The organism is Amycolatopsis roodepoortensis, assembly GCF_024628825.1.
Lineage (GTDB): Bacteria > Actinomycetota > Actinomycetes > Mycobacteriales > Pseudonocardiaceae > Amycolatopsis > Amycolatopsis roodepoortensis.
Genome location: NZ_CP102415.1, coordinates 7,493,897 through 7,507,931 on the forward strand (window position 1 = coordinate 7,493,897; position 14,035 = coordinate 7,507,931).

The window sequence follows — 14,035 nt, forward strand, 5'->3', positions numbered from 1 at the left end:
ATGACAGCAGCGGTACGGGTCCAGCTCGGTGAGGACGGGGCCGACGCGGAACGGGTCGACCAGCTCACCGGATACCTTCGAGGGGAACTGGCCGAACGCGGGATCACCGACGTGAAGGCGCTGCCCGCCGGCCCGGCGCCGCCCGGCTCGCGGGGATTCGACGTCGCGACGGTGGGCGGGCTGCTGGTCACGCTGGGGCAGTCCGCGCAAGGTCTGCGTTCGGTCGTCGCGGCCGTGCGCGAGTGGCTTTCGCGCGGCGGACGGGTGAAGCGCACGGTGCGGCTGGAGATCGACGGCGACGTGCTGGAGCTGTCCGAAGCGACGCTCACCGACCAGGACAAGCTCGTCGATCTCTTCGTGAGCAGGCATTCGCCGTCATGACCGGCGCGCGGCGTGCCTTGATCATCGCCAACGGGGAGTACGACAACCCCGGGTTGAGCGCGCTGCGGTCCCCGGCCGCCGACGCGGAAGCGCTCGCCGAAGTCCTCGGCGACCGCGCCATCAGCGAATTCGACGTCCAGGTGGTGCGCGACGAGACCGCCCACGTGATCGCGGGCCGCGTCGAGGACCTGTTCGCCGACAGCGCGCCGGACGACGTCCTGCTGGTGCATTTCTCTTGCCACGGCTTGAAAAGCGAGTCGGGCGAGCTGTTCTTCGCCGCCCGCAACACGCGGCCGGAGCGGCTCGCGTCGACCGCCGTTCCCGCCGATTTCGTCCAGCGCTGCCTGCGGATGAGCCGGTCGCGGAGCATCGTCCTCCTGCTGGACTGCTGCTACGGCGGCGCTTTCAGCCAAGGGGTCGCCGTGCGCGCCACCGGCGAGGCCAACGTGCTGGACGCGTTCCCGGCCGGCGGTTTCGGCGGCCGCGGCCGTGCGGTGATCACCGCGTCGAACTCCATCGAGTACGCCTTCGAGGGCGACCAGCTCGCCGACGACCACGTCCGCCCGTCGGTGTTCACCTCGGCGCTGGTCGACGGCCTCCGCACCGGCGACGCGGACCGCGACGAGGACGGCTGGATCGCGCTCGGCGAACTGTACGACTACCTGTTCGACAGCGTCCGGGAGCGGAACCCGAACCAGACCCCCAGCCGCGACATCGAGATGCAGGGCGAGCTGTATCTGGCCAGGAGCAGGCGCCGCCGGATCAAACCGTCGCCGGTCCCGGCCGATCTGCGCGCGGCGAGCGAGGATGCCAACATGTTCACCCGCCTCGGCGCGGTGACGGAACTCCAGCGGCGGCTGACGAGCGAGAACCTGTCCGTCGCCATCGGCGCGCACGAGGTGCTCACCACGATGGCGCAGACCGACATCCGGCATATCGCCGAGGCCGCCGACCTCGCCCGGCAGGAAGCGCGGGTGCGGACCGAATCCGAGGTGGTCCGGTTCGGAGAGGTCGTCCGTGGATCGCGGCCGGCGGCACGCGTCCGGCTGGCGGGACCGCCGATCGCGAGGGCGTGCCGGTTCGCGTCTTCCCATTCCTGGCTGCGGGTGACCGAAGACGGCGACGAGGCCGAGATCGTGCTGGAGCGGGAAGAACTCGGGGCGTTCGAGGCGCGGGTCACCGTGACCGGGCCGACCGGCGAGGCGGTGGTGCGGGTCGAGGGCCGGGTCGTCGCGGAACCGGCGCCGCGACCGGAACCCGAACCCGTGCCGCACGCGGCTGTGCCGACCGTCCCCGTGCCGCCCGTGCCGAAGACCGACCCGTTCGCCGTGGCCGCAGGGCTGCTCGCGATCGCGGCCGCGGTGTACCTCATGGCCATCGCGTTCTCGCTCGGCAGCAGTCTGGAGGATTTCTTCGAAGACGGCGGCTGGGCGATCCTGCCGCTCGCCGTCTTCGCGAGCGCGGCGGGGATCGCGATGCTCCTGCCGGGCACACGCCGGATGGCAGGCCCGGGAGCGCTGTGCGGGCTCACGCTGCTCGCGGCGATCCCGTACGGCCCGGCGCTTCTCGTCCTCACCGACGTTTTCCTGCTCGCGGGAGCCGTCTGCGCGCTGATCGCGGTGCGGCGTGATCGGAGTTTCCGGCTCGGGCTGGGCAAACCGCGGGACACGCTCGGCGTCGCCGCCCTCGTGGCCGGGATCGGTTGCGCGGCAGGGCTGGTGACGGAGGCCATCGAGCTGTTCGGCTACTCGTCGAGCCGGGCCGACGAAGGAACGATCTGCCTCGTGGTCTCGGTGCTGCTCCTGGCCGGGACGGCGCTCGGGGTGCTGCTCAGGCCGGCGGCCTTCGGCGTCGCCTTCCTCGGCGGCGTGGCCGGAGGCGGCATCTTCATGGTGTGCGCGCTGTTCTACGCGATGCCGAGCAGTTCGAGCGTGACCGGCGCAGGGTGGGGGATCGCGATGGCCATGGTGCTCGCGCTCGCCATCCTGACCGGTTTCGCGGCATGGAAAGCGCGATGATCCGCCCCGCGACCGTCGAAGACGCCTGGCCGATCGCCGAGGTGAACGTGCGGTCGTGGCAGTCGGCGTACCAGGGCCTGCTGCCCGAGCTCTACCTCCGCGATCTTTCCGTCGAAGGCCGGGCCGCCCGCTGGCAGCGGACCCTCTCCGACCCCGCCAACCAGGGCGACATCCTGGTCCTGGTCGAAGACGGAACGCTGCTCGGTTTCACCGCCGTCGACCGGATCCGCGGCGAACTGCGCGCGATCTATCTCGACCCGGAACACTGGGGCACCGGGCTGGGCAGGCTGCTGCTCGACACCGCCGTGGCCGCGCTGCGGGAATCGGGGCACCGCGAGGCGACCCTCTGGGTGCTCGACACCAACAAACGTGCCCAGCGTTTCTACGCGGCCGGAGGCTGGGTGCCGGACGGGGCGACCAAGACCGACACCATGCCCGGCGAGGACGTCCAGCTGTCCGAAGTGCGGTACCGGATCGATCTCGTCAGCGCTTGAACCAGGCGCTTTCCTCGGGTTTGTTGAGGACGACGATCACGCCGACGGCGATGCCCATCCCGATCAGCTGGGTGATCGCCCCGCCGTTGACCAGACTGACCAGCCCCATGACCACGACCAGCCCTTCCACGGCGACGATCGTCGGCCGCACCCACGGCGAACCGCGGGAAATCCTTATCGCGCAAGCGATCAGCACGACGGCGACCGCGAAACCGAGGATCGCCAGCGCCAGGACGAGGCCGGCCTCCTCGTTGCCGTGCTCGAGCTCGTTGATCGCCAGAGCGGTCACGAGCGCGCTCGCGAGGACGTTGAGGACCGCCTGCACCCAAAGGAATCCGCGGACGAGCTTGAGCCTGCCCGGCATCTCCACCGGCCGGTTCCGGACTTCCTCGGTCATGACTGTCCCCTCTCTCGGTGCGGAGGGACCAGTCTGGCCGGGAAAGTCGTTGGCGTTGACGGTAAAACTGTCCTCATTCTCGGCGCGCCGGGGGCTTCGGGGTGTAGCGGCGCTTTCGGAGTCGATCACCCTTCAGTGTTGTTTTACTCTTTTCCTGGTCGCTTAAAATTACGAACATCTGTTCGATGAATTGCGGTATTATGGAGGTGTGTCCGAGACCTTCCTCCCCGAGTTGCCGCAAGAACTGTGGCGTGCCGGCAAGCTGGAGCTTGCCCATGGCGTGCAGCAGTCGTTGCGGGTGATTCGGATGGCCACCGCCGGGTTGGGGCGGTTTCTGGCGGAGGTCGAGTCCCGGGGCGCCAAGGATTTGTTCGGACATGGCAGCACGGCGAGTTGGCTCGCGGAGATGGCGGGGTTGTCGCGGGCTGAGGCGGGTGCGGTGGTGAAGCGGGCGGTCGCTTTGAACCCGACGCGGAACCTGGATGGCACCGAAGCCCCGGCCGTGGCACCCGAGACCGCCGCGGTCGCCGCGGAAGGTTTGGTCGGGGATGAGCGGATCGATCAGATTCTGGAGATCTTGAAGCGGCTGCCTGCCGATACCTCTGCCGAGGATCGGGCGGTCGCGGAGAAGATCCTCGCCGAGTTGGCCCCGACCGCCGGTCCGCAGCAGCTCGCCAAGGCTGAGGTGAACCTGCTGGGCTGGCTGGATCCCGACGGCAACGAACCCCAAGACCCCGAACCCAAGGAACCACGCCGGGAAATCACGCTGGAGCGGCGCCGGGACGGGTTCTGGAAACTCACCGGCCTGCTGGACGACGAGACCGGTGCCCGCACCGCCGCCGCACTCGAGGCCTACGCCCAACCACGGCCAGTCGACGAGTTCGGACAGGCCGATCTGCGGATGAAGTGCGAACGCCTGGGCGACGCCTGGGCCGAACTCCTCGACCTCGCGATCGCCTGCCCCGACCAGCCCGGAACCAGCGGCTACCGCACCCTCGTGCACGTCACCATCGGACTCGAGGAACTGAAGTCCGGCCTCGGCACCGCGTGCCTCGACTTCGTCGGCACGATGACCGCCCGGGAAGCGCGGCTCGCCGCTTGCGATTGCCTGATGTTGCCGGTGGTGATGAGCGCGGCCGGAGAACCCCTCGATGTGGGTCGGCTACGACGCTTCGTCACCCCAGGCCAGAGGCGGGCACTCAACATCCGCGACGGTGGCTGCGCCTTTCCTGGCTGTCATCGGAAACCCAAGAACTGTCACGCCCACCATATTGAGCACTGGGCAGACGGCGGACCGACAGATCTCCGAAATCTAGTGCTGCTGTGCGGATTCCATCACCGCCTGATCCACCACGGTGACTGGGAAGTCCGGATGGCCGCCGACGGATTACCGGAATTCATTCCGCCCCAATACCGGGATCCGGTCCGACATCCCCGTCGTAACACCCTGCATCACGTCTGAACCCCGAGGAGCCCGCCAGCCACACCGGCGACGGGCCCTTCGGCATGCCCGTCGCACGAACACCGGGATCTCGTCCCTTTCATGACTGGGCATCCAGGACTTCACCGCAGAACGCTCTTGCTGGCCGTCCGATCACCGCCGCCCTGTGGATTTCGAAGTCGCCCAAGGCGCGGAGTCTCCCGCATCGAGAAGACTAAATGCGAAACAGTCCGGTGCCCATGCGTGTATCTCGTCACGGTGGCTGTTGGTACCGCTGAGGATCGGGGTCCCGGTGACCGGTCCAATCGCGCGCGGCCGTGCGAATTTGGGTCGTCCAAGGCGGGAAGTCTCCGCATCGAGAGGACTAGCTGCGAAATCGCCTGGCGCCTGTGCGCGAATCTCGCCACCGTGGTTGCTGGTGTCACTGAGGATCGTGAGTGCCGGTGGTCAAGGCTTGACCGCGGAACGCTCCCGCTGGCCGATCCGATCACGCGCGGCCACGCGGGACTCGGGCAGCCAAGGCACTAAGCCTCCCGCATCGAGAGGACTAAATGCCAAACCGCCCGAAACCCGCCCCAGGCGCTAAGCACCCGGCCGCACGTAGGCTCCTTCCCGCGCCGCCACCGCCACCGCCCGCGCCGTGACCCGCGCCTCCGCCATCGTGACGCTCTCCCGCGACAGGAAAAGCCGGTAGAAGATCGGCCCGCACACCGCTCGCACCAGCTCATCGCCGTCCGTCCCGGCGGGGACCTCACCCCGCGCGACGGCCCGCTCCGCGATCGGCGCCATGCGCACGTGCCGGTCGGCGTAGAAGTCGTGCAGGGCCTCGGCCGCCTGCGGCGACTGGAACGCCGCGAGCACCGAAGCCGTGGGCAACTCCTTCAGTGCGGGCTCGGTGAAGTACCGCACGACCTCCGCGGCCACTTCGTACAGATCGTCCTCGAACGAGCCGGTGTCGGGTGCCGTCCAGTCGTCCTCGGCGCCCATCTGCAGCGCGGCGGCGACGAGGCCGTCCGGCGATGACCAGCGCCGGTACACCGTGGTCTTGTGCACCCCGGACCGCTCGGCGACCGCGTCCACGGTCAGTTCGCCGAACCCGCGTTCGGCCAGCAGGTCGAGGGTGGCGTGCAGGACGGCCTGGCGGGTGCGTTCGGTCCGGCCGCCGGGCCGCTGGGTACCGGAGGTTGCCAATTGCTACTCCTGTTGCGTTAGTGTGGGGAGTATGTCAGACCCAGCGGAGATCGCGGAACTCATCGGGGACGCGAAGATCGTCGCCATCGGTGAGAACAACCACCACATCCACGAGTTCGGCGACCTGCGCAATCGTTTGCTCCAGCACCTCGTCGAGCAGCACGGCTTCCGGGTCGTGGGCTTCGAGTCCGGCTTCGCCGAGGGCAAGCTCGTCCAAGACTGGCTGAACGGTGGCCCGGGGGACGTCGCCGAGATCGGCCGCGACGGCTTCACGTTCTCGCTCGGGGAGTCGCCCGAGGCGCACGAAATGTTGACGTGGCTCCGCGAACGCGGCGACGTCCGCTACTACGGCCTCGACGTGCCGAGTTCCGCGGGCTCGCCGATGCCGTCACTCGACGCGGTCCGCGCCTATCTGTCCACTGTGGACGAAAACGCCGTAGCCCTCGTCGACGCGGCGATCGAGGCGACCAAACGGTGCGCGTCGGTCAGCAGCGCGGAGGCGCCAGCCAAGTACGCCGCCCTCGACACGGCCGCGAAAGACACGGCGACCGCGGCGCTCACCCGCCTCAAGACGCACCTCACGTCGCTGCGCCCCGTCTACGGGGACACCGCCGTCGCGGAGCACCACGTGGAAGGTGCGCTGCGCGTCGACGCGTACCTCGCCGAGATCGCCGCGATGATGTCCGGCGACGCGCCCGCCCTGCAGAGCGGTTCGCGCGACGCGTACATGGCCGACACCGTCCGGCTGATCCGGCGGCTGCACGGCGACGACACGAAGATCGTCGTGATGCTCCACAACGGACACCTCCAGCGCGTCCCGTTCTCGCCGTTCCCCGGGCTCACCTCGCCGTCGGCGGGCACGCATCTGGCGGCCGAGTTCGGCGACGACTACTTCGCGCTGGCGCTCACCGCCGTCGAGGGCGAGACCACCGGGCTCAAGCCGGATCCGGCCGCGCGGCTCGGGTTCACCGTGTACCGCCAGGAACTCGAAGCACCCACTGACGGCAGCGTCGAAGCCGAGGGCCCCGGGCTGGTGGACCTCCGCGCACGGCGGGGAACCGGGGGACCACAGAGCATCCGGCACGCGCATCTGTTCAACCCTGTCGACGTCGCCGCCGCCTTCGACGCGCTGGTCTGCTTCCCGAAGTCGACGGTGAGCGGCCACATCGGCCAAGACTGTGTCGCTTGAAGCGCGCCTCCACACCGGCCGGAAGAACGCGCGCGTGTCCCACCCGATCGGGTCACCCCAGTTCGGGAGCACCCTCATGACAAGCCGAACGGGTGACACTCCGGGGTTGCCGCTCCCGGGGTACAGGCGTAGAGCCAAGGCATGATCATTCGACTGGTACGGGTCATGGCCGCGCTGGCGCTCCTGGTGCTGGTGGCGCCGCCCGCCTCCGCGACGGAAGTCCAGCAGAACCCGCCGAACTGGGGGCTGGACCGGATCGACCAGCGAACGGGTCTCGACCAGCTCTACCACTACGAGACCGACGCGAAGGACGTCACGGTCTACGTGATCGACAGCGGGGTCGACGCGGCGCATCCGGACTTCGGCGGCCGGGTCAAGCCCGGTAAGGACTTCCTCAACGGCGGCACGGACACCACCGACACCAACGGTCACGGCACGTACCTGGCCGGTGTCGCCGCGTCGAGGACGTTCGGCGTCGCGAAGGGCGCGCAGATCGTCCCGGTCCGGGTGATCGACGCACAGGGCGGCGGCGCGACGGACAAGATCATCGCGGGTATCGACTGGGTGACGCAGAACGCACGGCAGCCCGCCGTCGCCGTCCTCGGTATCGGCGGTACGGCCAACGACCAGCTCGACGCCGCCGTCCGCGCGCTCGCGGCGGTCGTCCCGATCGCCCTGCCGGCGGGCGGCGAGGCCACCGACGCGGGCAAGTTCTCACCCGGCAGGGTCACCGAAGCGCTCACCGTCGGCTCGACCGACGCGAGTGATCAGGTCGGGTCGACGTCGAATTATGGCGAGGTCGTGGACCTGTTCGCGCCCGGCGTGGACGTGCCGGGACCCAACGCCGGGGGCAACGGCGGCAGGGTGCTCAGCGGCACGTCGTCGGCCGCCGCGCACGTCGCCGGGGTGGCCGCGCTGTACCGGGCCCTGCATCCCGCGGTCTCCGCGCCGGACGTCGCGAAGGCGCTCGTGGACCTCGCCGCCGTCGACGTGCTGACCGGTGTCCACGAGGGCACCGCGAACCGGGTGCTGCAGAGTCCCGGGGCGCAACTCGGCCAGGGATGATGTCCATCACCTGGGCAACAACTCCCGCCCTGCGGGACCGAACGGGTAACGTGCCTCACCTACCGATCCGATGATGGGAAGGACCGGCATGTTCCGCAAGGTACTGGTCGCCAACCGGGGCGAGATCGCCATCCGCGCGTTCCGCGCCGGATTCGAGCTCGGCGCGGGCACGGTGGCTGTGTTCCCGCACGAAGACCGCAATTCGCTCCACCGGCTGAAGGCCGACGAGGCCTATGAGATCGGCGAACCCGGTCACCCGGTGCGGGCCTATCTGTCGGTCGAGGAGATCGTGGCGGCCGCCAAGAAGGCGGGCGCAGACGCCGTCTACCCCGGCTACGGCTTCCTCTCCGAGAACCCGGACCTCGCGCGCGCGTGCGAGGACGAAGGCATCACCTTCGTCGGACCGAGCGCGGACATCCTCGAACTGACCGGCAACAAGGCCCGCGCGGTCAAGGCCGCGCGCGACGCCGGCGTACCGGTCCTGGGTTCCTCCGAACCGTCCTCCGACGTCGACGCGCTGATCGCCGCCGCCGAGGAGATCGGCTTCCCGGTCTTCGTGAAGGCCGTCGCCGGCGGTGGCGGGCGCGGTATGCGCCGCGTCCAGGACCCCGCGCAGCTGCGCGAGTCCATCGAGGCCGCCGCGCGCGAGGCCGAGTCGGCCTTCGGCGACCCGACGGTGTTCATCGAGAAGGCCGTCGTCGAGCCGCGCCACATCGAGGTCCAGATCCTCGCCGACGGCGAGGGCAACGTGATCCACCTCTACGAGCGCGACTGCTCGGTCCAGCGGCGCCACCAGAAGGTCATCGAGCTGGCCCCGGCACCGAACCTGCCGTCCGAACTGCGCGACCGGATCTGCTCCGACGCGGTGAAGTTCGCCCGCCAGATCGGTTACCGCAACGCCGGCACCGTCGAGTTCCTGCTCGACCGGGACGGCAACCACGTCTTCATCGAGATGAACCCGCGGATCCAGGTCGAGCACACGGTGACCGAGGAGGTCACCGACGTCGACCTCGTCCAGTCGCAGCTGCGCATCGCCTCCGGCGAGACGCTCGAAGACCTGGGGCTGTCGCAGGACAAGGTGTACCTGCGCGGCGCGGCCCTGCAGTGCCGCATCACCACCGAGGATCCCGCCAACGGTTTCCGCCCGGACACCGGGATGATCAGCGCGTATCGCTCGCCCGGTGGCTCCGGTATCCGCCTCGACGGCGGGACGGCGTTCGCCGGCACCGAGATCAGCGCGCACTTCGACTCGCTGCTGGTGAAGCTCAGCTGCCGCGGCCGCGACTTCAAGACCGCCGTCGGCCGCGCGAGGCGCGCCGTCGCCGAGTTCCGGATCCGCGGTGTGGCCACGAACATCCCGTTCCTGCAGGCCGTCCTCGACGACCCGGACTTCCGCGAAGGCCGTGTCACGACGTCGTTCATCGAGGAGCGCCCGCATCTGCTCACCGCGCGCCATTCGGCCGACCGCGGGACCAGGCTGCTGACCTACCTCGCCGACAAGACGGTCAACAAACCGCATGGCGAGCGTCCGCGCACCCTCGACCCGCAGGTCAAGCTGCCGAAGCTGCCCAAGGGGCTCGAGCCGGCGCCCGGCTCGAAGCAGAAGCTCACCGAGCTCGGCCCGGACGGTTTCGCCCGCTGGTTGCGGGAGTCGCCGACCATCGGCGTCACCGACACCACCTTCCGTGACGCGCACCAGTCGCTGCTCGCCACGCGGGTGCGGACGAAGGACCTGCTCGCGGTCGCGCCCGTGGTCGCGCGGACCACGCCGCAGCTGCTCTCGCTGGAATGCTGGGGCGGCGCGACCTACGACGTCGCGCTGCGGTTCCTGGCGGAGGACCCGTGGGAGCGGCTGGCGAAGCTGCGGGAAGCGGTGCCGAACATCTGCCTGCAGATGCTGCTGCGCGGCCGCAACACGGTCGGCTACACGCCGTACCCCACCGAGGTGACCAACGCCTTCGTCGAGGAGGCGACGGCGACCGGGATCGACATCTTCCGGATCTTCGACGCGCTCAACGACGTCGAGCAGATGCGCCCGGCGATCGAGGCCGTCCGCGAGACCGGATCCGCCGTCGCCGAGGTCGCGCTCTGCTACACCTCGGATCTGTCGGACCCGTCGGAGAAGCTGTACACGCTCGACTACTACCTCAAGCTGGCGGAGCAGATCGTCGGCGCGGGCGCGCACGTCCTGGCCATCAAGGACATGGCGGGCCTGCTGCGGGCACCGGCGGCGGCGCGGCTGGTTTCCGCGCTGCGCAAGGAGTTCGACCTGCCGGTGCACATCCACACGCACGACACCGCCGGTGGTCAGCTGGCGACGTACCTCGCCGCGATCCAGGCGGGCGCGGACGCCGTCGACGGTGCCGTCGCGTCCATGGCGGGCACGACGTCGCAGCCGTCGCTGTCGGCGCTCGTCGCGGCCACCGACCACTCGGACCGGCCGACCGGGCTCGACCTGCAGGCGATCGGTGACCTGGAGCCGTACTGGGAGAGCGTGCGCAAGATCTACGCGCCGTTCGAGGCGGGGCTCTCGTCGCCGACCGGGCGGGTGTACCACCACGAGATCCCGGGCGGTCAGCTGTCGAACCTGCGCACCCAGGCGATTTCGCTCGGCCTCGGGGAGCGGTTCGAAGACATCGAGGCGATGTACGCGGCCGCGGACAAGATCCTCGGGCACCTGGTCAAGGTCACGCCGTCGTCCAAAGTGGTCGGTGACCTCGCGCTGCACCTCGTCGGCGCGGGCGTCTCGCCGTCCGACTTCGAGGCGGAGCCGAACAAGTTCGACATCCCCGACTCGGTGATCGGCTTCCTGCGCGGCGAACTGGGCGACCCGCCCGGCGGCTGGCCGGAGCCGTTCCGCACCAAGGCCCTCGAAGGCCGGGCGAAACCGAAGCCGGTGCAGGAACTGTCCGAAGAGGACCGCAAGGGGCTGGCGGAGAACCGGCGCGCGACGCTGAACCGGCTGCTGTTCCCCGGGCCCACGAAGGACTTCGAGGCGCACCGCGAGCAGTACGGTGACACGTCCGTCCTGCCGTCCAAGGACTTCTTCTACGGCCTGCGGCCGGGCGAGGAGTACTCGGTCGACCTGGAACAGGGTGTCCGGCTGCTGATCGAGCTGGAGGCCATCGGCGAGGCGGACGAGCGCGGGCTGCGCACGGTGATGTCCACGCTCAACGGCCAGCTGCGCCCGATCCAGGTCCGCGACACCTCGATCGCGTCGGACATCCCGGCGACGGAGAAGGCCGACAAGAGCGACCCGAAGCAGATCGCCGCGCCGTTCGCGGGGGTGGTCACGCTGCAGGTGTCGGAGGGCGACGAGGTCGAGGCCGGTGCGACGGTCGCGACCATCGAGGCGATGAAGATGGAGGCGTCGATCACCGCGGCGGGCGGCGGCAAGGTGTCGCGGCGCGCGATCAACGCCGTCCAGCAGGTGGAAGGCGGGGACCTGCTGCTCGTGCTGGAGTGATTCGCGCGTGAAGGCCCCCTTCCCTCGGCTCAGCCGAGGGAAGGGGGCCTTCACGCGCTTCGGCCTTCACTAAGCTGTGCCGGGTGCTGATCAACGCCGTACCCCAGTTCCAGGGCGCTCTGACCGAGCGCGCGCCGGAGTTGCCCGAAGGCTGCGTCGCGCTCGCCGAGCTCGCGGGCCACGTGCTGGGCGTGCCGGTGCACCACATCCGACAGACGCGCGAGACGTCGCCCGTGGTCGACGGCATCGCCAACCGCGCGGTGCTCACCGGCGCGAACCGCGCGGCGCAGCTCGCCGCCCTCGAAGCGCCGGGCGGTCCGGTGCTCACCATCGGCGGGGACTGCGGCGTCGAGCTGATCCCGATCGGGGTCGCGCGCTACCGCTTCGGGCCGGGGCTCGGCGTCGCCTGGTTCGACGCGCATTCCGACCTCAACACCGCGGAGACGTCGCCGTCGGGCGCGTTCCACGGCATGGTGCTGCGGTCGCTGCTCGGCGAGGGCGACCCGGAGTTCGCCGCGAATCCGCCGGTCGAACCCGGACGCGTCGTCCTCGCGGGGACGAGGGCCTTCGACGACGCCGAGCGCGCGGCGGTCGACCGCGGGCTGGTCGTCGAGACGGCCGACGTCGCCGCCGGCCTGGCCGGTTCGGACAAGGTCTACGTCCATCTCGACCTCGACGTGCTCGACCCCGCGGAGTTCGACGGGCTGAACTATCCGGAGCCCGGTGGCTTGACGATCGAACGTCTGGTGGCGATGCTTCGCGGCCTGAGCGGTTTCGACGTCGTCGGCGCGGGGATCACCGAATGCGCCGGCACCGAGGTCCGCGTGCTGGAGCCCGTGCTCGAAGTACTCGGGGAATTGCTCACCGGAAAGCAGTGACGCTCCGTATTCATCGGCCGTTCGTACGTACCGCGCGAGGCGTTTGCCGGGCACTTGTCATCAAAATTCAGGGATGACCCGTGATTTTGTCACGATGGTGACAAGAAATCGGTTTCTTCTGCGACAGGTGACACATTTACGAGCGACTCCGCGATGTGTTCGTTGTCACCCCACGACGATCGCGGGGTGCCGGGACGCTGGGCGGAGCAAAGGAGCTGCGATGTCGGTGGAGCGCGGAATCGAACACGCTGCGCAGCCCCCTGCGGCGCTTCCCCGCAAGCTCGCCGACATTTTGCGACCGGAACTGGGCAGTCTCGCCAACGAGATCGTCGACGAGATCCGGGCGACCATCCCCGCGTACGCGCGCCCGCTCGACGGGCCGTACGGCAAGTCGATCCGCGCGGGCGTCGAGTACGCGATCACGTTGTTCGTCGCCCAGATCGCGGATCCCACCGTCTCCAAGGAACAGTCGCACGAGGTCCACCACCGGCTCGGCCAGAACGAGATGCGGGAAGGCCGCAGCCTCGACACCCTTCAGTCGGCGTACCGGGTCGGCGCCAGGGTCTCGTGGCGGCGCATCATGCGGGTCGGCCGTCGCAGCGGTCTCTCGTCCGCGGTGATGTCGCAACTGGCCGACGCGATGCTCGCGTTCATGGACGAACTCGCGTCCGTCGCGCTGGACGGATACCTCGAAGCGAAGGCGCGCACCGCGGGGGCGCTGGACACCTGGCGCCGCAAACTGCTGCACCTGGTGCTGGAAACCCCGCCCGCGCCGTCGAAGGCGATCGCGGAACTCGCGCAGCTCACCGGCTGGACGGTGCCCGAGCGCGCGACGCCGGTGGTGCTGCACCCGATCGGCGAAACCGTCAGACCCCGGCGGCACAACGCCGTGGATTCGGACGTGCTCGCCGAACTCGACTGCGCCGAGCCGCGTGTGCTCGTCCCCGGCGAGATCTCCGTCGCCCGCCTCGCGACCTTGCAGGCGGCGCTGCCGGACTACCGGCTCTCGATCGGCCCGTGCCGCCCGCTGGACTCCGTCGCCGATTCCCTCCGCTGGGCGCGCGAGGCCCTGCACCTGTCCGAACGCGGCATCATCCAGGCCCGCCGGGTGATCCGCGCCGAAGAACACCTCGCCACCCTGCTCGTGAACGCCGACGCCGCGCTGACCTGCCAGCTGCGCGACCGCCTGTTCGCCCCGCTCGCCGAGATGACCGGGAAACAGCGGGAACGGCTGCTCGAAACGCTGCGAGCCTGGCTGGACAGCCAGGGCAATGTCGTCGACATCGCCGAACGCCTCCAGGTGCACCCGCAGACCGTGCGCTACCGCATGCGGCAGCTGCAGGCGACCTTCGGCGAGCACCTGCGCGACCCAGGGGCGCGATTCGAGATGGAACTCGCCCTGCGGGCCGGGGTCGCGCCCGCCGGTTACGCTTTGCCGGAGGTGCTGCCGGCGCCGCGCCAGAGTCCACAGTGGACACCGAGCGGGTCTTAGCGACGGCCTTCAGATCCGAGCTC

Annotated in this window: 11 protein-coding genes; 9 read left to right on the forward strand and 2 right to left on the reverse strand. The window is 69.7% G+C overall.

Annotated elements, in window-relative coordinates:
• From NQK81_RS36085 to NQK81_RS36095, 3 genes are read left to right on the forward strand one after another with little or no spacing between them, the layout of a single operon-like run.
• A complete protein-coding gene (locus tag NQK81_RS36085) occupies positions 1 to 381 on the forward strand; it encodes a hypothetical protein (RefSeq protein ID WP_257485054.1) in 381 nt (126 codons plus the stop codon).
• The gene (locus NQK81_RS36090; RefSeq protein WP_257485055.1) at positions 378 to 2,399 is read left to right on the forward strand and encodes a caspase family protein; all 2,022 of its coding nucleotides are present in this window, start codon (positions 378 to 380) and stop codon (positions 2,397 to 2,399) included. The genes NQK81_RS36085 and NQK81_RS36090 overlap by 4 nt, the downstream gene beginning before the upstream one ends.
• On the forward strand, positions 2,396 to 2,893 hold the full coding sequence (locus tag NQK81_RS36095; protein ID WP_257485056.1) for a GNAT family N-acetyltransferase: 498 nt from the start codon (positions 2,396 to 2,398) through the stop codon (positions 2,891 to 2,893). The genes NQK81_RS36090 and NQK81_RS36095 overlap by 4 nt, the downstream gene beginning before the upstream one ends.
• Here the strand turns inward: NQK81_RS36095 and NQK81_RS36100 are convergent.
• Complete coding sequence (locus NQK81_RS36100) at positions 2,883 to 3,290, reverse strand: hypothetical protein (RefSeq protein ID WP_257485057.1); 408 nt, start codon at positions 3,288 to 3,290, stop codon at positions 2,883 to 2,885. The genes NQK81_RS36095 and NQK81_RS36100 overlap by 11 nt on opposite strands.
• Positions 3,291 to 3,498: 208 nt before the next feature.
• Here NQK81_RS36100 and NQK81_RS36105 point away from each other — a divergent pair, with 208 nt between their 5' ends.
• Positions 3,499 to 4,752, forward strand: coding sequence for an HNH endonuclease signature motif containing protein (locus tag NQK81_RS36105; protein WP_257485058.1), 1,254 nt, complete (start codon positions 3,499 to 3,501; stop codon positions 4,750 to 4,752).
• Positions 4,753 to 5,313: 561 nt separating this feature from the next.
• On the opposite strand, the gene NQK81_RS36110 is transcribed toward NQK81_RS36105, so the two are convergent.
• Positions 5,314 to 5,922, reverse strand: a complete 609-nt coding sequence (locus NQK81_RS36110) for a TetR/AcrR family transcriptional regulator (RefSeq protein WP_257485059.1) — start codon at positions 5,920 to 5,922, stop codon at positions 5,314 to 5,316.
• A 31-nt stretch (positions 5,923 to 5,953) separates the two neighbouring features.
• Between NQK81_RS36110 and NQK81_RS36115 the strand changes: the two genes are divergently transcribed.
• The 5 genes from NQK81_RS36115 to NQK81_RS36135 all read left to right on the forward strand — a co-directional run bounded on the left by NQK81_RS36115 (position 5,954) and on the right by NQK81_RS36135 (position 14,012).
• Positions 5,954 to 7,111 carry an erythromycin esterase family protein gene (locus NQK81_RS36115; protein WP_257485060.1) on the forward strand — a complete coding sequence of 386 codons (1,158 nt, stop codon included), beginning with the start codon at positions 5,954 to 5,956 and terminating at the stop codon, positions 7,109 to 7,111.
• A 165-nt stretch (positions 7,112 to 7,276) separates the two neighbouring features.
• A complete protein-coding gene (locus NQK81_RS36120; RefSeq protein WP_371878922.1) occupies positions 7,277 to 8,176 on the forward strand; it encodes a S8 family peptidase in 900 nt (299 codons plus the stop codon).
• Between the two features lie 88 nt (positions 8,177 to 8,264).
• On the forward strand, positions 8,265 to 11,642 hold the full coding sequence (locus tag NQK81_RS36125; protein WP_126733569.1) for a pyruvate carboxylase: 3,378 nt from the start codon (positions 8,265 to 8,267) through the stop codon (positions 11,640 to 11,642).
• Between the two features lie 83 nt (positions 11,643 to 11,725).
• Complete coding sequence (locus NQK81_RS36130; RefSeq protein WP_257485062.1) at positions 11,726 to 12,520, forward strand: arginase family protein; 795 nt, start codon at positions 11,726 to 11,728, stop codon at positions 12,518 to 12,520.
• Between the two features lie 220 nt (positions 12,521 to 12,740).
• On the forward strand, positions 12,741 to 14,012 hold the full coding sequence (locus tag NQK81_RS36135) for a PucR family transcriptional regulator (protein ID WP_257485063.1): 1,272 nt from the start codon (positions 12,741 to 12,743) through the stop codon (positions 14,010 to 14,012).
• Positions 14,013 to 14,035: the final 23 nt, after the last annotated feature.

Coding starts and splice junctions, on each gene's coding strand:
- NQK81_RS36095 (WP_257485056.1), top strand. CDS start 2,396: ATGATCCGCCCCGCGACCGTCGAAGACGCCTGGCCGATCGCCGAGGTG.
- NQK81_RS36090 (WP_257485055.1), top strand. CDS start 378: ATGACCGGCGCGCGGCGTGCCTTGATCATCGCCAACGGGGAGTACGAC.
- NQK81_RS36100 (WP_257485057.1), bottom strand. CDS start 3,290: ATGACCGAGGAAGTCCGGAACCGGCCGGTGGAGATGCCGGGCAGGCTC.
- NQK81_RS36120 (WP_371878922.1), top strand. CDS start 7,277: ATGGCCGCGCTGGCGCTCCTGGTGCTGGTGGCGCCGCCCGCCTCCGCG.
- NQK81_RS36135 (WP_257485063.1), top strand. CDS start 12,741: ATGTCGGTGGAGCGCGGAATCGAACACGCTGCGCAGCCCCCTGCGGCG.
- NQK81_RS36115 (WP_257485060.1), top strand. CDS start 5,954: ATGTCAGACCCAGCGGAGATCGCGGAACTCATCGGGGACGCGAAGATC.
- NQK81_RS36085 (WP_257485054.1), top strand. CDS start 1: ATGACAGCAGCGGTACGGGTCCAGCTCGGTGAGGACGGGGCCGACGCG.
- NQK81_RS36125 (WP_126733569.1), top strand. CDS start 8,265: ATGTTCCGCAAGGTACTGGTCGCCAACCGGGGCGAGATCGCCATCCGC.